This window comes from Jatrophihabitans sp., from assembly GCF_036388195.1.
In the GTDB taxonomy this organism is placed as follows: Bacteria; Actinomycetota; Actinomycetes; order Mycobacteriales; family Jatrophihabitantaceae; genus Jatrophihabitans_A.
In genome coordinates, this window is the sequence record NZ_DASVSG010000085.1 from 12,898 (window position 1) to 33,418 (window position 20,521).

The following is a 20,521-nucleotide window of genomic DNA, read 5'->3' on the forward strand; positions in this document are numbered from 1 at the left end:
CGGCCTACAAGGTCACCAGGAAGAAGGTGAACGGCAGGTTCAGCACCACCCGCTCGTAGATCTCGGCCTTCACCGCGATCCCGGGCTCGGTGAACGTCCCCGGCGGCGGCTCGGCGAACCGCATCGTCGAGCGGCCGGCGTCGAAGAGCTCCGCGCCGTGCCCGAAGTCGCCGACCAGCGCGGTGCCCGGCTCCACCAGCCGGGTGCGGACGATGAAGACGCCGTTGCGCTCCAGGGTGTCGATCAGCTGGCTGTTCTCCAGGTAGCGGTAGTAGTCCACCGGGTTGAGAACCAGGCCGTCGGCCGTGCAGCCCATCTGCTCGACCTCGTCGCACGCGGCCAGGATGGTGGAGCTGAACGGCGCCTTGGACGTCAGGCGGGTGACACCGGGCATGCCGAGCAGCCCGGTCTCCCCGCACAGGATGGTGTAGTTCTCGGCGGTGGACAGCCGGAGCACCAGCCTGGAGTTGATGAACGACTCGAAGGCCACCGGGTCCTCCCACAGGCCCTCGGGCAGCTGCACCCAGGCCTGGGTGGTCAGCAGCTCCGGCACCGGCGACTTGTGGAAGTGGTTGGCAAGCTCCCGCCGCTCCCGGCCGTGCGGGACCTCGGCCTCGTCCGGCCGCGCGGTGGTCTCGTGGTAGTAGAACCGCCGGTCCTCGGTCGAGAGGTTGACGATCTTGAACATGTTCCGGGTCGGGTAGCGGGGCTTGCGGCGATGGCTGGACACCGAATCGGTGATCGTCACATCGAAGTCCACCGCGGCGTTCAGGCCGTCCCTCTCGTACGCCTCGACGAACCGGCGGCCCGGTGACAGCTGCTGCTTGCGTTCGGCGACCACCTCGGCGAGGGTTCGCTTGACCTCACTGGGACCAGGGATTGCCATCTCTGCCTTTCTGTCGGGAAATTCTCGGACGGGCATCAGCCCAGCGGACGGGCGTCAGGCCAGCGAACGGGCGTCAGGCCAGCTTGCGAGCGACGAAGATCCCCCAGCCGAATTCGCCACGGTCGATCGCCAGCTCGATCTCACCACAGGACTCGGCGAAGGCCAGCATCCAGTCCCGGGCGGCCGGGTCGTCGGTCTCGGCGGCCCGCTCGGTCGCCGCCTTGCCGATCACCCGGTAGGTCTGGCGGATCTGCGGCTCGAGGTTGCGAGCGTGGGTGACCACGAAGCCGGCCTCCTCCAGCGCCTGCTGGTAGCCGAGGAAGGAGTAGCCGCTGTTCCAGCGCACCCGGTCATAGACGTGCTTGCGGCCCCGCTCGCTGATGTCGGGCTTGGGCTGCAGGAAGTCGGAGAAGGCGAAGACGCCGCCGGGCTGCAGCACCCGGAACACCTCGGAGTGGGTCTTCGGCTTGTCCGGGATCAGGCACAGCGCGTCCTGGCTGACCACGTGGGTGAAGGTGTTGTCCGGGTACGGCATCGCGGTGGCCGAGCCGTGGGTGAAGTTGAGATCGAGCCCGGCGTTCTCGCCGCTGACCTGCTGCCGGGCGAAGTTGATCCGCTCGATGCTCAGGTCCAGGCCCTCACCGCGGCACCCGAAGCGCCGCGCCAGGTACAGCAGGAACGGGCCGCACCCGCAGCCGACGTCGAGCACGTAGGACGAGGCAGTGATGCCGGCTTCGGTAGCCACCACGTCCGAGGTGCGGTCGGCCGCGGCGTGGTAGTCGTGGTCGTACTCGCCGTTGAAGTAGCCGGTGTGCAGCACGCCCTCGCTGTCCCAGAAGTTCAGGTAGGTCTGGTGGGTCTGATCGAAGAAGCTCTGGACGTCCTGCTCGGTGAAGGTCTGGCCGGTGGTGGACATGCTCTCCCTTTCGTGACGTGCGGTGCGCGGTGGTGGAACTGTGCTCAGGTGAAGGTGTCGGAGGCGGTGCCGGTCAGGTGCGGCAGGTGCGGGCCGACGATGCTGGCGCCCCCGTCGATCAGGTGGACGGCGCCGGTGACGAACGAGGCGCGCTCGCTGGCCAGGAACGCGGCCATGGCGCCGACCTCCTCCGGCCGGGCCAGCCGGCCCAGGGCGCAGTGCGCGCCGATCGAGGCGAGGGTGGCCTCGATGTCGCCGTCGTCGGCGGTCAGCCGGGCCGCGGCCCGCTCGATCGGCGGGGTGCGCACGGTGCCCGGCGCCAGCACGTTGACGGTGATGCCGGCCGGACCGAGATCGGCGGCCAGCCCCTGGGCGAAGCGGACCAGCGCCACCCGGGTGAGCCCGGACAGCACCAGCGGCGCGATCGGCGTGACCGCGGTCTCCGACGCCACGAACAGCAGCCGTCCCCAGCCCGCGGCCCGCAGGTGCTCGATCGCGGTCAGCGCCAGGGTGACCGCCGGGTAGAGCACCCGGTCCACCGCGGCTTGGTAGTCCTCCAGGGCGAACCGGGAGGCCGTGCCGATCGGCGGGCTGCTGCCGCTGACCAGCACGATGTGCAGCGCGCCGAACTCGGCGGCCACCTCATCCACCCAGCGCCGGGCGGCGTCGGCGTCGGTCAGGTCCAGGCTGGCGCCGGTGATCCGGCCGCCGCGGGCGACCTCCTGCAGGCTGTGGACGGCCGCCTGCAGCCGGTCGGCGTCCCGGCCCGCGATCGCCACATGGGCGCCCTCCCGGGCAAGCTCGGTGGCCACCGCCAAGCCGATCCCGCTGGAGCCCCCGGCGACCAGCGCGACCTTGTTCTCAAGACCCAGATCCAACGGACCCGTCCTCCAAAGCTGGCTCGGCCGGCGCTGCCGGGGCGGTCACCGGCCGGGACGGGACGGTCGGGGCGGTCACGAGCCGGGGCGGGGTGGTCACCGGCCGGGCCGGCACCCGCAGGCCGCCGAGCGCGCGGTAGCCGTAGCGCCAGGCCATCGGCCAGGCCACCACCGTGGTGGCCAGCCGGGCCGGCAGGGGCAGGCTGGTGCGCCAGGACTCGTCGGTGGGCCGGATCACCGTCTCGCCGGTGCGGAACCGGTCCGGATTGCCGGTCGTGGTGTGGTTGGTGTGCAGCGAGACGGTCTGCCCGTGCACCGGGTTGCCGGCCGGATCGGCGCCGCACATCCGCAGCAGGGTGTCGACGGTGCCGGCCGGGTCGGCGATGAAGTCCTCGTAGCGCAGCAGCATCGACTGCTGCGGGTACCGGCGCAGGATGGCCCGGGAGGCGATGTTGAAGGCGCGCCAGTAGGCGGTGTTCTTGCCTGCCGACATCGTGTAGACGTAGTCCTTCGGCGTCCGCCAGGAGTTCGATACCGCCATCGGATCGCGGACCAGGTGCACGAACACCGTCCGGATGCCGGGCAGCCGCGGCAGCAGGGACGCCTCGCCCGGGATCTTGGTGGTGTCCACCAGCACCCGGGAACCGGTCCGCTCGGCCACCGCCCGGTAGACGGCCGTCATCAACTCCGCGTGTTCGGTGAGGTCGGAAGAGTCGATGCCGTTGCGCATCACCCGCCAGGTGTGCCGGGTGCGCACCACCGCGCGCTGGCGCCGGATCACGTTCTTGGCGTGCTCGATCGGCGAGACGCCTGCCGGCCGTCCGACCGGCAGGATCTCCGACCACACCGGGCACTCGGTCAGCGTGGCGCCGCAGCCGCACAGGTTGTTCACCCCGAGGCCGGCGGAGTTCTTCCAGAGGAAGTGGATCTCGCCGACATGGAAGAAGCCGGGCACCTCGTTGAGCACGTTGCCGAGGATGGTGCTGCCGTTGCGGCACCATCCGGTGATGCACAGGATGGTGAGGTCGTCCGCCTCCGCTGCCGTGCTCTCCGGGTTGGGCGTCCTGCTGCTGTCCGAGTCCTCCACGGGCTCTCCTCTCTACGCCACCGTCGCCGGCTGAACGCTCGGCTCGGCGATCAACAGGGCCATCACCGCGGACACCCCCGCACAGCAGGCGCCGACCACGAAGACGGCCTCGTATCCCAGGGCGCCGGCGATCACGCCGCCCAAGGGGCCCCAGACTGCCACGCCCAGGTCCCAGAACGAGGTATACGCCCCCAGCGCTGCTCCCTGCTGGCTCCTGTCGGTGCGGTTCATCACCATCAACGCCAGCGACGGGTGCAGCAGCGAGAACCCGACGCCCATCACCAGGCTGCCGAGGATGGCGATCGCCAGGTTCGGCGCGACGGCGATGATCAGCAGGCCCACCGCCTCGCAGACGGCGCATACCGTGGCCACCGGCCGGGGACCGTACTTGTCCGGCAGCCGGCCGATGAACAGCCGGGTGCCGGCGTAGACCAGGCTGAAGCAGCTGAGCACCACGACGCCGGAGCCGACGCCGCGATCCTCCAGGTGCAGCACCACGAAGGCCGCCAGCGCCGCGTAGCCACCGGCGGCCAGCGCCAGCGCCAGTCCGGGCGTCAGCGCCGGGCGCAGCATCAGCCCGGCCGACTTGCGGGGCCCGGACGGGCGGGCCGGAGCCGGGGCGGAGCTGATCAGCGCCAGGCCCACCAGCGGAGCCAGCATGCACAGCGTCCAGACCGCGGAGTAGCTGATGTTCTGCAGCACCGCGCCAAGGAAGGTGCCGGCCGAGATGCCGCCCCACATGCTCACGCCGTACAGCCCGATCAGCTGACCCCGCCGGCTGTGCGGCGCCAGCGAGACCACCCACACCGCGCCGGCGGTGAACAGCGCTGCCTCGCCGACGCCGAGCACCAGCCGGTTCACGACCAGGCCGGTCAACCCGATCGGCAGGAAGTAGGCCAGCCCGCCGAGCGCCAGCAGCACCGCGCCGGCCTGCATCACCAGCCGGTTGCCCCGGTAGTCGGCCTGTCCACCGGCCAGCGGCCGGATCAGCAGCGCGGTGAGCGCGGTGGCGGTGACCACCAGCCCGACCAGCAGGTCCGAGGCGTCATAGCGGTCCCGGACGTAGCCGGGCAACACCGGAATCGCAGCCGTCAGGCCCAGGTAGCCGAAGAACAGGCCGCCGAACGGACCGGCCAGGGCCTTGCGGGGTAGTGCATCGGTAGCTGCGACTGCTGTCATCGTCGCGGCTACCCCACCCCGCCGGAGTGCTGCTGCAGGGACCGCGCTATGCGGCGGACCGCGGTGATCAGGTCGTCGCAGTCCTCTTCGGACAGCGTGGACGACAGCGCCACGTCGACGGCGTCCTCCAGGTAGCCGGTGGTGACCGGCAGCTGGGCCTTGATCTCGTCGACCTCGGCGCCGGGGAACAGGAACCGCCAGTTCCAGAACGCCCGGACGTTGGTGTCGCGGGCCGAGCCCAGCAGGCGGGCGTCGATGCCCTCGGCGCACAGCGCGTCGGCGAACCACTGGGCCTGCCCGCCGGGCACCCGGAAGATGAACGCCTCGCCGAGGTAGGCGCCCGGCGCGACCGGCTGGCGGATCCAGATGCCCTCGACGTCGGCCAGCCCGGTGGCGACGTAGTCGTAGTTGCGGTGGAAGCAGGCCAGCCGCTGCGGCAGCCGCACCAGCTCCGAGCGCAGCAGGGCGGCGCGGATCTCGTCCATCCGCATGCTGAGCAGCGGCAGGCTCAGGTCGGTGTCCAACGGCTGCGGGCCGTCGGTGAAGTGCCGTCCGACCCGGCCCTCGTAGGCGCCGGCGAGCACCACCGCGCGGGCGTACAGCGCGCTGTCGTTGGTGAGCATGAAACCGCCCTCGCCGGAGTTCAGCGACTTGTCCGACTGGGTGCTGAAGCCACCGGCCAGGCCGAAGGTGCCGAGCTTGCGGCCGTTGAGCTCGGCGCCGAGCGCGGGCACCGCGTCCTCGAACAGCGGCACGCCCATCTCGGCGGCGAAGTCGGTCAGCGCCTCGACGTCGGAGCCGAAGCCGCGCATGTGCACCACCATGATCGCCTTGATCTCGGGCGTCCAGCGGCGGCGCAGGTCCGCCAGGTCCATGTGCAGGTCCTCGGTGACCTCGACCAGCAGCGGCCGGCAGCCGGCCAGCACGATGGCAGAGGGGGTGGCCACGAACGTGAAGCCCGGACAGGCGATCAGCGAGCCGGGCGCGATGCCGGCGGCCATGATCGCCAGCGCCAGCGCGGCGGTTCCGCTGGTGACCGCGAGGGCGTGCTGGGTGCCGAAGTAGTCACACAGCTCACGCTCGAACTGCCCGCATTCGGTCTCGGTGTACGGCCGGTAGTCATAGCGGAAGAAAAGGTGACTGCGGATGGCGCGCATCGCGGCTTCCTCGTCCTCGGGCTGGACGAAGACCGCGCCCTTGTCGTAGGTGGGCCAGGGCGTGGTGCGGACCGGCACACCCCCGTCGATCGCCAGCGGGGCGTCCGAATCGCCTGCATCGGACGTGCGGGCTACGAGATCCTCGTTGACGGTCAACGTTCATACTCCTTCGCGGGACGGTCATTCCGGGTGGGAATGCCCTGCGGTACGGCGACCCGCACACCCGAGTCGCGGTGATCGGGCGCAGGGAACGCGGTGCGACGGACGGGCCGACCCGCGCGGTGTGCTGAAATCGCCCAGACACAACTTCCGATTTTTCCACATAATGCGGCCACCTCGACCCGTGGGGTTCGCGCTGCCCATGATTGTGGACAATTACCGGCCGGTCAACGGGTCGAGCTGTAACAACCTTGTGTCTGCACGACCTGCAGTCGGTGGGGCGCACTCAGGGCGGTTTCCTGAGATCCGGTCACCTGAAATCCAGCGGGCTGCCGTCGAAGTGGGCCAGCAGATCCGCTGGATCCCGGTAGGTGCGCACCGCGCCGGCCTCGATCAACTCCGCTGCGCTGGTGCCGCCCGACTCCAGCCCCACGCACCGCAGGCCGGCCTTGCCCGAGGCCTGCACGTCCCACACCGCGTCGCCGACGAAGATCGCGTTCTCCGGCTGCAGGCCGGCCCGGTCCAGCGCCACCAGGACGATGTCGGGGTCGGGCTTGCTGCTCTCGGCGTCGGCCGAGCCGGTGGCCGCGTCGATCACCTCGTCGAGGTCCAGCACCTTGGTCAGGACGTCGAACTCGGCGCTGCCGGCCGAACTGGCCAGGACGGTCACCAGGCCGGCCCGGTGGCAATGCAGCACCAGCTCGCGGGCGCCGGGGAGCAGCCGCAGTCCCGGCCAGTAGGCCGAGTACACCGCGTCGTGGCTGGCGATCAGCTCCGGCGCCTGGTCATCGGCGGCGCCGTCGGTCACCTCGTGCACCAGCTGGTCACCGCCCATGCCAATCGCCCGGTGGATGCGGGCCATCGAGACGTCCATCCCGGCCTGCCGGAATGCCTGCCACCAGCTGACGGTGTGCAGGTAGCTGGTGTCGACCAGGGTGCCGTCGATGTCGAACAGGATTCCGCGCCGGACGCTCATGCACACCGTTCCTTGTCTGCTCTTGGCTTCCTTGTCTGCTCTTGGCTTCCTTGAGGCCTTGGCTTCTTTCAGGCCTTGGCGGCCTCCATCTTGCTCCGCTTCAGGTGCGTACCGCACGGCGCGTGCCGTCGATCCGGACGGTCAGGCCGGCGGCGTCGAGCTGCTCCAGCAGCGGCACCGCGACCCGCCGGGTGGTTCCCAGCGCCTGCCGGGCCTGGCTCGCGGTGAACGGCTGCGGCAACGCCCGCACCAGCGCCGCCGCCCGCTCCAGGGCGTCCGGCGCCACCACCAGATCCGGAGCCAGCCGCAGCACCCGGCCGGTGCGCGCCGCCGCGGCCAGGTCTCGCACCCCGAGCCCCAGCTCGGCCAGCTCGCTGCGTTCGGGGGCGTCGAAGGGATCCTTGGCCAGCCGCCGGTCCACCGCCCGCAGCCCCTGCTGGGCCGCGCCCAGGGTGGGGGTGGCAGCTTCCGGCCGGCCGATCCGCCCACCGCCGGTCCCCAGGCCGAGGCCCGCGACCAGCTCGGCCAGCAGCCGCGGCTCGGGCAGATCGAGCGTCTGCCGGGCGGCGTCGGCGCTGATCCAGGGCTGCAACGGGTCTTCGGCGGCATGCCGGTCGACCGCGGCCAGCAGCGCGTCCTGCCAGCGCTGCCAGGTCCCGGGGTCGATCAGCCAGTCCCCGCGCACCAGGACGCCGGTGGTATCGGTGACGGGCACCCCCAGCGCGGCCAGGGCCGCCCGGCTGACCGCTCCCCGCCGGCGGACCTGATCGGCCAGCCCGGCAGCCGTGCCGTCGGCGAGCTGGGCGCCCCGGATCCGGGCAGCGCCGCGCCTGGTCAACGCCGGCGGGTCGGCGTCGAGCACCAGCACCCCCGCGGTGATGGTCTGCTGCCCCGGATCGCGCAGCACCGCCCGGTCACCGGCCTGCACCGGGATCGGCCGGGCCAGCGTCAGCCGGGCGGTGGCGGGTTCGTCGGTACCCAGCAACCGCAGCCGCACCGGGACGGAGGCCGAGCCGAGGTGCAGCACCTGCTGGCTGTGCGGCTCTGCCAGCAGCGGGTCCAGCAGCACGTCCAGGCAGTCGGTGAACCGCCACGCGCCCGGGGTCAGCAGGCAGTCCCCGCGCGCCACCTGCTGCCGCGGGACCGAGCGCAGGTTCACCGCGACCCTGGCCACCGCGTGGACGTGCTCGGCCCGGCTGGCCAGCTGCTGCAGGCCGCGTACCACCACCGTCCGGCCGTGCAGCTCGAACTCGTCGCCGACCCGGATCCGGCCGGCGCCGAGGGTTCCGGTGAGCACGGTGCCGCTGCCCTTGACGGTGAACGCGCGATCCACCCACAGCCGCACCCGCTCGTCCAGGCTCGGCGCCGGCAGGCCATCGACCAGCTGCTGCAGCGCTGTCCGCAGCTGGTCGAGGCCGGCCCCGGTCTCCCCCGACACCGCCAGCGCCGGCGTCGCGCCCAGGCTCGACCGGGCCACGCGTTCCCGGGCGTCGGCGAGCACCGCCGCGGTCTGGGACGCGCTGGCCAGGTCGCTGCGGGTGACCGCGATCAGGCCGTGCCGGATCCGCAGCGCGTCGATCGCGTCCAGGTGCTCGGAGGTCTGCCGCCGCCAGCCCTCGTCGGCGGCGATCACCAGCAGCACCGCCGGCGCCGGGCCGACCCCGGCCAGCATGTTGGTCACGAACCGCTGATGGCCCGGGACGTCGACGAAGGCCAGCTGCTCGCCGGAGGCCAGCGTCGTCCAGGCGTAGCCGAGGTCGATGGTCATGCCCCGGCGGCGCTCCTCGGCCCACCGGTCGGGCTCCATGCCGGTCAGCGCCCGGACCAGCCGGGACTTGCCGTGGTCGACGTGGCCGGCCGTCGCGATGACCCGCATCAGCCCGGTCCGACCGACCGGACCGCGGCGATCAGGGCGGCCTCCTCGGCCTCCTCGACGCAGCGCAGGTCGAGCAGGCACCGGCCGCGTTCGAGCCTGCCGATGACGGCGGGCTGGGTCGTCCGCAGCGCTTGGGCGTAGCGCTCGGGAAGCGCCACCGCCCAGCCCGGCAGCTCCAGGCCCGGCGCGCCACCACCGCCGACCGCGCCGGCGCTGGGCACCACCTCGACAGCGCCGTCGGGTGGATCCGCGCAGTCGAGCAGCGCGGCGGCCACCCGCTCGCACCGGCGGCGCAGCTGGTCGGGGTCGGCGTGCAGGTACCGGGAGGTCGGGGTGGCCGGTCCCTGCACGCTCGCCTCCAGCGCGGCCAGCGTCAGCTTGTCCACCCGCAGCGCGCGGGCCAGCGGATGCCGCCGCAGCCGCTCCACCAGTTCGGCCCGGCCGAAGATCAGTCCCGCCTGCGGGCCACCGAGCAGCTTGTCGCCGCTGCAGGTCACCAGGCTCGCGCCGGCCAGCAGGCTGCCGGTCACGTCCGGCTCGTCGGGCAGCAGCGGATCCGGACGCAGCAGCCCGCTGCCGATGTCGGCCACCACCGGAGCGGGCAGGGTGGCCAGCTCGGCGATGCTGGCCCCGGCAGTGAAGCCGTCGATCCAGAAGTTGCTGGGATGGACCTTGAGCAGGCAGCCGGTCTGCGGTCCGAGAGCGCCGGCATAGTCGGCGAGGGTGGTGCGGTTGGTGGTGCCCACCTCGTGGATCCGGGCGCCGGTGGACTCGACGAGTTCGGGCAGCCGGAACCCGTCGCCGATCTCGACCAGCTCGCCGCGGCTGATCACCACCTCGCGGCCGGCGGCCAGCGCGGTGACCGCGAGCAGCAGGGCGGCGGCGCCGTTGTTGACCACCAGCACCGCCTCGGCGGCCGGCACGGCCTGCGCCAGCGCGGCCAGCGCGCCCCGGCCGCGGCGGGCCCGCCGGCCGCTCGCCAGGTCGAACTCGACATCGAGGTAGCCGCCGGCCTGGTGCACCGCCTGCGCCGCCGAGTCCGACACCCGCGCCCGGCCGAGGTTGGTGTGCAGCACCACCCCGGTGGCGTTCAGCACCCGGTTCAACGAGCTGGCCGAGCCCGGCAGGCGGGCCAGCACGGCCGGCACGGCACCCTCCGGCGGCAGCTCACCGGCTCGGATCAGCTGCTGCACGGCGACCACCGTGGCCTTGAGCCGGGCGCTGCCCAGCCGGGCCGCCGCGTCGGCCAGCCGCGGGTCGGCCAGCAGCACGTCGGTACGAGGCACCTGCCGGCGCGGATCGGTCACCGGTGCTCCTCCCCTGGCTGTGGGTGATGCTGGCGCGCTGTGGCGGAGGCGGACGGGAATCGAACTCGCCAAGCCGAGGTACTCGACTTCACCGGTTTTGAAGACCGGGAGGGCCACCAGGCACCTGTACGCCTCCGTCCGCCACGCTAGCCGCCCGGCGATCGATACCGGTGATCAGCTCCGGATGATTAGCCTCGACAGGGTGACCACCACCGCCTACCGCCTGACCCAGTACGCGCGTGGCGGCGGCTGCGCCTGCAAGATCCCGCCCGGCGAGCTGGAGGAGATCGTCGCCGGCCTGATCGGCCCGGGCTCGGACGACCTGCTGGTCGGCCTGGACGACGGCGACGACGCCGCGGTGGTCCGGATCGACGGGGCGACCGCGGTGCTGAGCACCGCCGACTTCTTCACCCCGGTGGTCGACGACGCCTACGACTTCGGACGCATCGCCGCCGCCAACGCCCTGTCGGACGTCTACGCGATGGGCGGGCGTCCGGTGCTGGCGATCAACCTGGTCGGCTGGCCGCGCGACCTGTTGCCCACCGAGCTGCTGCGCGAGGTGCTGCGGGGCGGCTTCGACATCGCCGCTGCGGCCGGCTGCCCGGTCGCCGGCGGGCACAGCATCGACGACCCGGAGCCCAAGTACGGCATGGCGGTCACCGGCATCGCCGACCCGGGCCGGTTGCTGCGCAATGACGCCGCTGTCGCTGGCACGGCGATCACCCTGACCAAGCCGCTCGGGGTCGGGGTGCTGAACAACCGGCACAAGTCCACCGGTGAGGTGTTCGAGCAGGCCGTCGCGTCCATGGTGGCGTTGAATGCCGGCGCCTGTGCCGCTGCGCTGGAGGCCGGGCTGTCGGCCGGGACGGACGTGACCGGCTTCGGGCTGCTGGGGCATCTCTACAAGATGGCCCGGGCGTCCGGGGTCACCGCGGTGATCGACGCGGCCGCGGTGCCCTACCTGGACGGCGCCCGGCAGGCGCTGGCCGACGGCTTCGTCAGCGGCGGCACCCGGCGCAACCTGGATTGGGTACGGCCGCACCTTGCGTCCACGGTTGCCGAGGACGAGCTGCTGCTGCTCGCCGACGCCCAGACCAGCGGCGGCTTGCTGCTAGCCGGCGAGATCGCCACCGGCGGGGCGGTCATCGGCGAGTTCGTCCCCCGCCGCGACAGTGTGCTGGAGGTCCGCTGACCGTAGGGTTCACCGGTGCTACCGAGAGACCCGCCTAGATAATGAATCGTCGGGCACGGCGAGGCGCCTACCACCTGAAATCGCATACCGATAGCGTGGGTGGATGCCCGGCTCTGTAGCCCGCCTGCCGAATGGCGGTTCGGACGACGGCGTACCTCCAGCCGACGTCTACAAAGCCGCTGTGGAGGAATACCGCTTTCAAGCGGAGTTCAATTGGTCTCGCACGCAATACATGCTTGTGTTCAATACAGCTATCCTGGCTGCCGCCAGCGCGATCGCGTCCCGTCCCGGACATAGCGCGGCCCTGGTGTTTGTGCTTGGCACAGTGGCATGCGTGTTGTCCTACTTCGTCATGCGCACCCAGCATGACTACTACCGCGCTGCTCGGGATCACCTGCGAAGGGTGGAAGAAAGCCTCGGCATACCTGTGGATCAGCGCATGGATACCACGTCCACGATGCGTGGACAGCAAAAACGACGCAAGGCGAGCGTTACACAACTCGTGTATCTGCTACTTCTTGCGGTGGCGCTCGCTGACATCACTGGCGCTTGCATAATCGCCGTCCGTTGAGCCTCGCTGAGGGCTGCTGACCTCCTCATCTACACGTGGGGTTGTCCGGCACTTTGCCGACCGACGATTCAGCGCTCGTCGATCGAGGCACAGTGAACCGCGCCCCGACCATCCAAATCAGCTAGCGATCTCCTCATTATTGGTCGTCGCTCAGGCGCCGGCGGACTCGCCGCGCTCGATCCGCTGCCGCTGCGGGACCACCGTGTACTTCGGGTCCCGGGCGGAGGCCTGCCCGGCCTCGAAGACGCCGAACCGGGTGCAGGCCGATCCCGCCACCAGGCAGGCTCCCGACAGACCCGCGGCAACACGATTCCGCCCGCCGAACAGCGACCCCACAGCACCCAGCACGGTCAGGATCTTGCTGGCCCGCATCAGCGTCCCGCCGGCGCCCTGGTGCAGCGGCTCGGCGGTGATGCCCATCGACGCTTCCATCGAGTGCTCCACGCCGAGCTCCAGCAGCGCGCCGCCCAGAGCAAGCCGGCGCGCCGGGCCGGCTTCGGACACCGGGGCCAGCAGCATCCCCAGGCCGCCGGAGGCCGCCGCCGCGGAGCCGACGAAGACGAACGGCAGGTGCTTGCGGGCCGCGCTCCAGGTCGGCGTGGAGGTGTGGGTCAGCAGCACCGCGGTGTAGGACGCCACCGCGGGCGCCACCACCGCGGAGCCGACACCGGCCGGTCCGGCCAGCCTGCCGAGCAGCTGAACAGGCATCCGCAGAGAGCGGGGCAGCCGACCGGCGAAAGGCGCCAGCAGCTCTGCCGCGCCGGCCACGCCTGCCAGCGGCCCGTACACGGTCAGGATCCAGGTGCCCACCGACATCGGCGAGGTCGGCTTGGCCACCCGCAGCATGTTGACGAACCGCGATGGCCGGCCCAGGTCGTGCACCAGAGCGGCAAAGCTGACGCTGATCGCGGTCAGCGCCGAAATCCGGCCGGCTCGCCGCAGCACCGGCCGGCCGGTCAGCCCGGCGCCGGCGCCCAGCAGGGACGAGCCGGCGGCCAGCCCACCGAGGAACAGGTACGCCGGGATGTCGGCCTCCCAGGGCGAGGCCTTGACCACCGGCCGGCCGTAGTAGGAGGTGAACACCGCGTCCGGCACCATCTGGTGCTCGTCCCGGCGGCGCTTGCCGAGCCGGCGGCGACGGTCACGCATCCCGTCCTGCGACTGCACCGGCTGATCGGCCCGGCCCTCGGCGCGCAGCTCGGCCTGGTGCTGGCTCATCCCCGGCCTCCCTGGCTCATCCCCGGCCCCCGAGGAAGGCGGCCACCGCGCCGGCGAGCAACCCGGCCGCGGCCAGGGCCGCATGCCGCCACATCTGCGGCAGGTCGCGGGTCGGCACCACCGGGTCCGGCGGCAGCCCGTACACCTCGGGCTGGTCCAGCAGCAGGAAGAAGGCGCCCGCGCCACCCACACCGTCGTCCGGGCTGTCGCCGTACAGCCGGGCCGACTCGACGCCCTGGGCGTGCAGCGCCTCGACCCGGGCGGCGGCCCGCTCGCGCAGCTCGTCCAGGTCGCCGAACTGGATCGACTCGGTCGGGCACGCCTGCGCGCAGGCCGGCGTCTTGCCGGCGCCCAGCCGGTCGTAGCAGAGGGTGCACTTCTGGGCGATGCCCACGTTCTTCTGGCCCTGCTCGCCGACCCGGCGGTCGATCACGCCGAACGGGCAGGCCGGCACGCAATAGCCGCAGCCGTTGCAGATGTCCTCCTGCACCACGACGGTGCCGAACTCGGTCCGGAACAGCGACCCGGTCGGGCAGACGTCCAGGCAGCCGGCGTGCGTGCAGTGCTTGCAGACGTCAGACGACATCAGCCACCGGAAGTCGACGGCCGACTCCGGGTTCATCGCCTCGCCGGGCTTGACGGTGCTCGGCATACCCAGACTCACGGTGCTGGACGCGGGCTTGGCGGGCTGCTCGATGAAGGCCACGTGCCGCCAGGTCGATGCGCTGAGCGAGCCGGTGTTGTCGTAGGAGGAGCCGAGCAGGTTGAAGCCGTCGTCGGGAACGCCGTTCCATTCCTTGCAGGCGACCTCGCAGGCCTTGCAACCGATGCACACCGAGGTGTCGGTGAAGAACCCCTTGCGCGGTGGGGGATTCTGCCAGCCGGCATCGGCGGCCGGGTCGTGCAGCGGTCCGGACAGGCTCGGCATCAGTCCTCCTGCGATTCGACCGGCGACGATTCGACCGGCGACGATTCAGCCGGCGTCGACCCGGCCGGGCTCCCCGACCCGGCCGCACCGGTGGCCACCGGAGTCCGCAAGGTGTTGCCGGTCTCGGTGCTGATGCCGGCCCGGCCGTGGTAGTCGGCGACGAAGCGCAGCAGCGCCGGCCCGGTCGGCCGGCGGCCGGGCTGGATGTCGCAGCTGGCGACCTTGCTCTCCTGGATGTGCACGTTCGGGTCCAGGGTGACCCCGAACAGGTCGTTGGCGGAGTCACCGGTCACCAGCGCCGAGCTGCCCACCCCCCAGTGGTAGGGCAGGCCGATCTGGTGTAACTGCTTGCCGTTGATCAGCAACGGCGTCACCCGTTCGGTGACCAGCACCCGGGCCTCGATCGCGGTCCGGGCAGTGACGATGGTCGCCCAGCCGAGATGGGCCAGGCCGCGCTCGCGGGCCAGCTCCGGTGACACCTCGCAGAAGAACTCCGGCTGCAGCTCCGACAGGTAGGGCACCCACCGGCTCATCCCACCGGCCGTGTGATGCTCGGTCAGGCGGTAAGTAGTGAACAGGTACGGGAAGACCTCGGCAGGCTCCTCCGGCGGGGATGGGTTCTGCAGGTTGTCCGGGCGCGGGTAGACCTGCCGGGTCGGGCTGGCCTGCTGCCGGTACATGGGGTTGCGCACCGGGGATTCGGCTGGCTCGTAGTGGGTCGGCAGTGGCCCGTCCAGCAAGCCCTCCGGCGCGTACAGCCAGGCCTTGCCGTCGGACTGCATGATGAACGCGTCGTCACCGGCCAGGCCCGCGACCCCGGGGGTGCCAGGCTCCGGACGGTAGGACGGCGCCCGATCGGCCGGGAAGTCGGGAACGTCGTGACCGGTCCAGACCTGCTGCTCGGGGTCCCACCAGACGTAGGCCTTGCGCTCGCTCCACGGCTTGCCGTCCGGATCGGCGGCGGCCCGGTTGTAGAGCGTGCGGCGGTTGCCCGGCCAGGCCCAGCCCCATTCCGGCGCGACCCAACTCTGCTCCCGTCCGGGCTTGCGGCGGGCCGACTGGTTCACCCCGTCGGCGTAGACGCCGCTGTAGATCCAGCAGCCGCCGGAGGTGGAGCCGTCCGGCTTCATCTCGGTGTAGGAGTTCAGCAGCTGGCCGGCCTTCTCGCCGGTGAGGTGGCTGCCGTTGATCTCGCGCAGCACCGCGTCGGCCGACGGGTCGCCCTCGGCGTCCAGCGGGTAGTCCCAGGTGAGGTCGAGGATCGGACGGTCCCGCTGCTCGGTGGAGGCCGCCAGCCGCTCACGGATCTTGCGGCCGAGGTGGAAGAAGAAGTGCAGCTCGCTGCGGCAGTCCCCGGGCGGCGCGACGGCCTTGTGGTGCCACTGCAGCATCCGCTGGGTCTGGGTGAACGTGCCGTCCTTCTCCGCGTGCGAGGCGGCCGGGAAGAAGAACACCTCGGTGTCGATGTCCTCGGTCTTCAACTCGCCCGTCTCGATCTCCGGGCCGTCCTTCCAGAACGTCGCGGACTCGATCAGGTTCAGGTCGCGCACGACCAGCCATTTCAGGCGGGCCATGGCCAGCCGCTGCATCCGGCCGTGCGCCGAGCCCACCGCCGGGTTCTGGCCGAGCAGGAAGTAGCCCTCGACCTTGTCCTCCAGCATGTCCATCACGGTCTGGTAGGTGCCGTGGTCACCGGTCAGTTTGGGCAGGTAATGAAAGGCGAATTCGTTCTCCGGCGTCGCCGCGTTCCCCCAGTAGGCCTTGAACAGGCTGACCGTGTAGGACTCCGCCTCGGCCCAGAAACCCTTCTGGCCCGGGCTGCGGATGGTGTCGAGGTAGGACGCCAGGTCGTCGTGCTCACCCACCTTGGGCATCGGCAGGTAGCCCGGCAGCAGGTTGAACAACGTCGGGATGTCGGTGGAGCCCTGGATGCTGGCGTGCCCGCGCAGCGCCATGATCCCGCCGCCGGGCCGGCCCATATTGCCCAACAGCAGCTGGATGATCGCCGAGCCGCGGATGTACTGCACGCCCACCGTGTGGTGGGTCCAGCCGACCGAGTACACCCACGCGGTGGTGCGCTCGCGACCGCTGTTCTCGGTGACCGCCTCGCACACCTTCAGGAAGTCCTCGGGCGAGACACCGCAGATCTGCTCGACGAGCTCGGGGGTGTAACGGGCGTAGTGCCGCTTGAGCACCTGGAACACCGAGCGGGGGTGCTGCAGCGTCTCGTCGCGCTGGACCTCGGCGTGCTTGAGCTTCGCGCCGTGGCCGCCCAGCTCGTGGCCGCCGCCGCGCTCGCTCTGCGAGACCTCGCTCTCCTCGCCGGTTCCGCCGGCTCCGGCATTGTCGGCGCGGGACCCACCCGGGGACTCGGCGTCGGGCTCCGATGGCTCGGTGCGCGATCCGGGCGCCGGCACGTCGTCCTGGCCCGCGTAGGTCCAGGTCGAGGTGTCGTACATGCCGGTCTCGGGGTCATAGCCGGAGAACACCCCGTCCAGGTCGTCGACGTCGACGAAGTCCTCGCGCAGCAGGGTGGCGGCATTGGTGTAGGCCAGCACGTACTCGTGGAAGTACTTCTCGTTCGACAGGATGTAGTTGACGATCCCGCCGAGGAACGCGATGTCGCTGCCGGCCCGCAGGGGCACGTAGTGATCGGCCAGCGCCGAGGTGCGGGTGAACCGCGGGTCGATGTGGATGATCCTGGCGCCGCGCTTCTTGGCCTCCATCACCCATTGGAAACCGACCGGATGGCACTCGGCCATGTTCGAGCCCTGGATGACGATGCAGTCAGAGTTCTGCAGGTCCTGCATGAAGGAGGTGGCGCCGCCACGTCCGAACGAGGCCCCCAAACTGGGGACGGTGGCGCTGTGTCAAATACGGGCCTGGTTCTCGATCTGGATCGCGCCGAGGGCGGTGAAGAGCTTCTTGATCAGGTAGTTCTCTTCGTTGTCCAGCGTCGCCCCGCCGAGCGAGGCGAGACCCAGGCTGCGGCGCAACGGCCGGCCGTGCTCGTCGGTGTCCTGCCAGGTGCGCGCCCGGGTCTCCACGATCCGGTCGGCGATCATGTCGGTGGCCTGCTCCAGGTCCAGCGGTTCCCAGTCCGTGCCGCCCGGCCGGCGGTACAGCATCGCGGTCTGGCGCAGCGGTGAGTTGACCAGCTGCTCGCTGGCCGAGCCCTTGGGGCAGAGCCGGCCGCGGCTGACCGGCGAGTCCGGGTCGCCCTCGATCTGGACGACCTTCTCGTCCTTGACGTAGATCCGCTGGCCACAGCCGACGGCGCAGTACGGGCAGACGCTCTTGACCATCCGGTCGGCGGTCTCGGTGCGCGCGGTCCAGTTCCTGGCGGTGTGCTTGGACTGCGCCGCCCTTCCCCGGCCGAGGGGGTCCCCGTCACTGATCTGGCGCAGAACCGGCCATGACAGCAAGGTCTTTCGCAGGTCCACGGTGATCCCTTTCGCCCTCGAATTCCACACTACCGAGCTGTCAAGGGCGCCAGTTCGGTCACCGGCTAGCCGTTGCCCCGGCAGACTCGCAGCACCGCATCCGCCACCCCGTCCCCGGGGGCTCCCAGCGCGGCGCGATAGCGGCCGCGGATGGCGCGTTCCCGGCTGAGCACGATCCGGGGTTCGCCCCCGCTGATCCTCGCCGCCTGGATGTGCACCGACAGTCGAGTGCGGGCGATGATCAATTGGATGATGGCGTCGTCGACCGCATCGATCCGGGCGCGCATCACGTCGATGGAGTCGGCTGCCTCGAGCTCTTCGGACTGCAGCAGGAATTCCATGGCCGGTCCTACCTCTCCGGCGGATACGACGCGCTTTGTCGCCCATTGCGTGCCCGTGGCCGCGTGGGGTCACTGTATCGCCGCAGACACCCCGCGAAGAAGAGGCGCTGCGCGGCCGCCGGAGCAGCCCTCACGGGGTCAGTCGACGATGAACAGCAACGCACCGGTATCGGTGCTGGACCGGTGCGCGCGCGAATCGTCGGCGACCTGGTAACTCTGGCCTTCGGTGAGGACCACGACCTCGCCGTTGTCCAGCGTGGTGGTCAGTTCCCCCCGTAGCACCAGGAGCACGTGACCCTTGTAGCACCAATGGTCGGCGACGTAACCGGGCGTGTATTCCACCATGCGCACCCGGATGCCCCCGAAGTCGCGGCTGCGCCAGAGCGCTTCACCGGATTCCCCTGGATGGCGATCCGGTGCGACGCTGCTCCAGTCCGTGGTGGTGAAATCGAAGCCGGTCAGCTGCATGCGCCCGAGCCTACGACAGCGGTTCAGGCAGGCTCAGGATCCGGCGGCGGCCCGCAGCTTCTCCAGCAGCGGCTCGGCGACCTTGTCCAGGAACTCCTGCTGGCTCTCATCACCCACCTGCACCAGGGCGATATCGGTGTAGCCGGCCTCCCAGAACGGCCGCGCCGACTCGACCAGCTCGTCGAGGTCCGGCCCGCACGCGATCGCCTCGGCCACGTCCTCGGGACGGACGAACTGGCTCGCCCCCTCGAAGGCAGCCGTCGTCGGCAGGTCGGCGTTGACCGCCCAGCCGCCGGTGGACCACCGGAACAGCTCGTGCGCCCGGGCGATCGCCTGATCCTTGTCCGGACCCCAGCAGATCGGGATCTGGCCGATCTTCCGGCTGTCCGGCAGGCCCTCGTCATTGCGGATCTGGTCCCAGCCCTGGATCAGCTGCGCATCCGGCTCGATACCGACCATGTGGTCGGCCAGCGGCGCGAACTCGGCGATCGAGCGGTTGCCGGAGATCGCGATGGCCAGCGGGACGCCGGTGTCGGGCAGGTCCCAGACCCGCGCCGAGTCGACCCGGAAGTACTCGCCGACCCAGGTGGTCAGCTCGCCGGTGTGCAGGGCGCGGATGATCTGGACCGCCTCGGCCAGCATGTCCTGCCGGACCGCGGCCATCGGCCAGCCCTCGCCGATCACGTGCTCGTTGAGGTTCTCACCCGACCCCAGGCCCAGGGTGAACCGGTTGTCCGACAGCAGGCCGAGGGTGGCGGCCTTCTGCGCGACCACCGCGGGGTGGTAGCGCATCGTCGGGCAGGTCACGTACGTCATCAGGTCCACCCGCTCGGTGGCCTGCGCAACCGCGCCGAGCACCGACCAGGCGTAGGGGGCGTGACCCATCGAGTCCAGCCAGGGGAAGTAGTGGTCGCTGGAGACCTCGAAGTCGAAGCCCGCCCGCTCGGCGGCGACCGCGTAGCGCACCAGTTCCTTCGGCCCGCTCTGCTCGGTCATCAACGTGTAGCCGAAACGTGTCATGAGTCCACTACTACCCACCGGCTCCGGCGAAGGCAACCCGCGAATGTGGCTAGAATTGAGGGTGTCATTCTAGCCACTTGGGAGAAGCCGTGGACGTAGGGATCAAAGAGCTGCGGGACAGCCTGAGCCGGCACCTTGCCGATGTGCGAGCTGGCGGCACTGTGACTATCACCGATCACGGCCGTGCGATCGCGCGGATAGTCCCGGTTGATCGGCCGAGCCGGCTCGAACGACTGATCGCCGAGGGACGAGTGACCAAGGCCGCCCACCGAAAGCGACCCTCACCCGAGCCACTCGCGGCCGCGGGCAGCGTCAGCGACCTGGTTGCCGACCAGCGGCAGTGATCGGCTACCTCGATACGTCCGCCTTCGTCCCGCTGCTCATCGCCGAACCCAGCAGCGCCTCCTGCCGCAGGTTCTTCGACGACGCGGACACGGTCGTCACCAGTCGCCCCACCTACGTCGAGACCGCCGCGGCGCTCGCTCAAGCCCGGCGGCTGGACCGAATCACGACGCGAATCCATCGAGAGAGCCTGCGGTCACTCGACGACCTGTGGGCCCAGGTGGACATCGTCGAGGCCGACGAGCGCCTCATTCGCGATGCGGCCGAACTCGCCCACCAACACAACCTCCGCGGCTACGACGCGATCCACTGCGCATCGGCTCGCCAACTCGATGACGACGACCTTGTAGCAGCCACCGGCGACCAGCAGCTTCTCCAAGCTTGGTCGGCCCTCGGCATCGCCACGTACGACACCACTAATCGCTGACTGGGCTCAGGCGGTGGTGGAGGTGCTGCCGAGGTGGCCGGCGAACCCGGTCGGCAGCTCGGCCACCGCGTCGGCCGGGTCCAGCACCGCCGAGTGCCCGGGCACGCTCAGCACGGCCTCGCCGGTCAGTCCGCGCTTGACGATGGCCAG

At 70.9% G+C, this 20,521-nt stretch carries 19 protein-coding genes and 1 tRNA gene; 4 read left to right on the forward strand and 16 right to left on the reverse strand.

Features of this window, described 5'->3' with window-relative positions; all coding sequences use genetic code 11:
- Positions 1–4: 4 nt before the first annotated feature.
- From VF612_RS08820 to VF612_RS08865, 10 genes are all read right to left on the reverse strand, one after another.
- Positions 5–886 carry a family 3 encapsulin nanocompartment shell protein gene (locus VF612_RS08820; RefSeq protein ID WP_408659483.1) on the reverse strand — a complete coding sequence of 294 codons (882 nt, stop codon included), beginning with the start codon at positions 884–886 and terminating at the stop codon, positions 5–7.
- Positions 887–959: 73 nt separating this feature from the next.
- Positions 960–1,802, reverse strand: a complete 843-nt coding sequence (locus VF612_RS08825; protein WP_408659484.1) for a class I SAM-dependent methyltransferase — start codon at positions 1,800–1,802, stop codon at positions 960–962.
- A 44-nt stretch (positions 1,803–1,846) separates the two neighbouring features.
- Positions 1,847–2,680, reverse strand: coding sequence for an SDR family NAD(P)-dependent oxidoreductase (locus VF612_RS08830; RefSeq protein ID WP_408659485.1), 834 nt, complete (start codon positions 2,678–2,680; stop codon positions 1,847–1,849).
- Positions 2,664–3,767: a sulfotransferase gene (locus VF612_RS08835; protein ID WP_408659486.1), complete on the reverse strand. Its 1,104-nt coding sequence runs from the start codon at positions 3,765–3,767 to the stop codon at positions 2,664–2,666. Before VF612_RS08835 ends, VF612_RS08830 begins: the two co-directional genes overlap by 17 nt.
- Positions 3,768–3,779: 12 nt before the next feature.
- Positions 3,780–4,946: an MFS transporter gene (locus VF612_RS08840; RefSeq protein WP_408659487.1), complete on the reverse strand. Its 1,167-nt coding sequence runs from the start codon at positions 4,944–4,946 to the stop codon at positions 3,780–3,782.
- Between the two features lie 8 nt (positions 4,947–4,954).
- Entirely contained in the window at positions 4,955–6,259 is a 1,305-nt protein-coding gene (locus VF612_RS08845; RefSeq protein WP_408659488.1) for a DegT/DnrJ/EryC1/StrS family aminotransferase, read from the reverse strand.
- Between the two features lie 313 nt (positions 6,260–6,572).
- Positions 6,573–7,238, reverse strand: a complete 666-nt coding sequence (locus VF612_RS08850) for an HAD family hydrolase (protein WP_408659489.1) — start codon at positions 7,236–7,238, stop codon at positions 6,573–6,575.
- 100 nt (positions 7,239–7,338) lie between these two features.
- Positions 7,339–9,114: a selenocysteine-specific translation elongation factor gene (selB, locus tag VF612_RS08855; protein ID WP_408659490.1), complete on the reverse strand. Its 1,776-nt coding sequence runs from the start codon at positions 9,112–9,114 to the stop codon at positions 7,339–7,341.
- A complete protein-coding gene (gene selA / locus VF612_RS08860) occupies positions 9,114–10,421 on the reverse strand; it encodes an L-seryl-tRNA(Sec) selenium transferase (protein WP_408659491.1) in 1,308 nt (435 codons plus the stop codon). Before selA ends, selB begins: the two co-directional genes overlap by 1 nt.
- 40 nt (positions 10,422–10,461) lie before the next feature.
- Positions 10,462–10,557, reverse strand: a tRNA-Sec gene (locus VF612_RS08865).
- A gap of 48 nt (positions 10,558–10,605) precedes the next feature.
- On the opposite strand from VF612_RS08865, the gene selD reads away from it, so the two are divergent.
- Together selD and VF612_RS08875 are read left to right on the forward strand one after the other, a co-directional pair.
- The gene (selD, locus tag VF612_RS08870; RefSeq protein ID WP_408659492.1) at positions 10,606–11,613 is read left to right on the forward strand and encodes a selenide, water dikinase SelD; all 1,008 of its coding nucleotides are present in this window, start codon (positions 10,606–10,608) and stop codon (positions 11,611–11,613) included.
- Positions 11,614–11,716: 103 nt separating this feature from the next.
- The gene (locus VF612_RS08875) at positions 11,717–12,184 is read left to right on the forward strand and encodes a hypothetical protein (RefSeq protein WP_408659493.1); all 468 of its coding nucleotides are present in this window, start codon (positions 11,717–11,719) and stop codon (positions 12,182–12,184) included.
- Between the two features lie 150 nt (positions 12,185–12,334).
- On the opposite strand, the gene nrfD is transcribed toward VF612_RS08875, so the two are convergent.
- From nrfD to VF612_RS08905, 6 genes are all read right to left on the reverse strand, one after another.
- Complete coding sequence (nrfD, locus tag VF612_RS08880) at positions 12,335–13,333, reverse strand: NrfD/PsrC family molybdoenzyme membrane anchor subunit (protein ID WP_408659500.1); 999 nt, start codon at positions 13,331–13,333, stop codon at positions 12,335–12,337.
- An 85-nt stretch (positions 13,334–13,418) separates the two neighbouring features.
- Positions 13,419–14,330 (reverse strand): 4Fe-4S dicluster domain-containing protein, encoded by a 912-nt coding sequence (locus VF612_RS08885; RefSeq protein ID WP_408659494.1) that lies wholly within the window; start codon positions 14,328–14,330, stop codon positions 13,419–13,421.
- A complete protein-coding gene (fdh, locus tag VF612_RS08890) occupies positions 14,330–17,773 on the reverse strand; it encodes a formate dehydrogenase (RefSeq protein WP_408659495.1) in 3,444 nt (1,147 codons plus the stop codon). The genes VF612_RS08885 and fdh overlap by 1 nt, the downstream gene beginning before the upstream one ends.
- A 65-nt stretch (positions 17,774–17,838) precedes the next feature.
- Positions 17,839–18,114, reverse strand: a complete 276-nt coding sequence (locus VF612_RS08895) for a chorismate mutase (RefSeq protein WP_408659496.1) — start codon at positions 18,112–18,114, stop codon at positions 17,839–17,841.
- A 138-nt stretch (positions 18,115–18,252) separates the two neighbouring features.
- Positions 18,253–18,582 carry a DHCW motif cupin fold protein gene (locus VF612_RS08900; protein ID WP_408659497.1) on the reverse strand — a complete coding sequence of 110 codons (330 nt, stop codon included), beginning with the start codon at positions 18,580–18,582 and terminating at the stop codon, positions 18,253–18,255.
- Positions 18,583–18,615: 33 nt separating this feature from the next.
- Complete coding sequence (locus VF612_RS08905) at positions 18,616–19,602, reverse strand: TIGR03557 family F420-dependent LLM class oxidoreductase (protein WP_408659498.1); 987 nt, start codon at positions 19,600–19,602, stop codon at positions 18,616–18,618.
- An 89-nt stretch (positions 19,603–19,691) separates the two neighbouring features.
- Here VF612_RS08905 and VF612_RS08910 point away from each other — a divergent pair, with 89 nt between their 5' ends.
- A complete protein-coding gene (locus VF612_RS08910; protein WP_408659501.1) occupies positions 19,692–19,946 on the forward strand; it encodes a type II toxin-antitoxin system Phd/YefM family antitoxin in 255 nt (84 codons plus the stop codon).
- Positions 19,943–20,371, forward strand: coding sequence for a type II toxin-antitoxin system VapC family toxin (locus VF612_RS08915; RefSeq protein WP_408659499.1), 429 nt, complete (start codon positions 19,943–19,945; stop codon positions 20,369–20,371). Before VF612_RS08910 ends, VF612_RS08915 begins: the two co-directional genes overlap by 4 nt.
- The last annotated feature ends 150 nt before the right edge of the window (positions 20,372–20,521 follow it).

Excerpts from the sequence above, each read along its gene's own strand:
- VF612_RS08875 (WP_408659493.1), top strand. The coding sequence starts at position 11,717 with ATGCCCGGCTCTGTAGCCCGCCTGCCGAATGGCGGTTCGGACGACGGC.
- nrfD (WP_408659500.1), bottom strand. The coding sequence starts at position 13,333 with ATGCGTGACCGTCGCCGCCGGCTCGGCAAGCGCCGCCGGGACGAGCAC.
- VF612_RS08895 (WP_408659496.1), bottom strand. The coding sequence starts at position 18,114 with ATGGAATTCCTGCTGCAGTCCGAAGAGCTCGAGGCAGCCGACTCCATC.
- VF612_RS08900 (WP_408659497.1), bottom strand. The coding sequence starts at position 18,582 with ATGCAGCTGACCGGCTTCGATTTCACCACCACGGACTGGAGCAGCGTC.
- selB (WP_408659490.1), bottom strand. The coding sequence starts at position 9,114 with ATGCGGGTCATCGCGACGGCCGGCCACGTCGACCACGGCAAGTCCCGG.
- VF612_RS08840 (WP_408659487.1), bottom strand. The coding sequence starts at position 4,946 with ATGACAGCAGTCGCAGCTACCGATGCACTACCCCGCAAGGCCCTGGCC.
- selD (WP_408659492.1), top strand. The coding sequence starts at position 10,606 with ATGATTAGCCTCGACAGGGTGACCACCACCGCCTACCGCCTGACCCAG.
- VF612_RS08820 (WP_408659483.1), bottom strand. The coding sequence starts at position 886 with ATGGCAATCCCTGGTCCCAGTGAGGTCAAGCGAACCCTCGCCGAGGTG.
- VF612_RS08850 (WP_408659489.1), bottom strand. The coding sequence starts at position 7,238 with ATGAGCGTCCGGCGCGGAATCCTGTTCGACATCGACGGCACCCTGGTC.
- VF612_RS08885 (WP_408659494.1), bottom strand. The coding sequence starts at position 14,330 with ATGCCGAGCCTGTCCGGACCGCTGCACGACCCGGCCGCCGATGCCGGC.
- VF612_RS08825 (WP_408659484.1), bottom strand. The coding sequence starts at position 1,802 with ATGTCCACCACCGGCCAGACCTTCACCGAGCAGGACGTCCAGAGCTTC.
- VF612_RS08905 (WP_408659498.1), bottom strand. The coding sequence starts at position 19,602 with ATGACACGTTTCGGCTACACGTTGATGACCGAGCAGAGCGGGCCGAAG.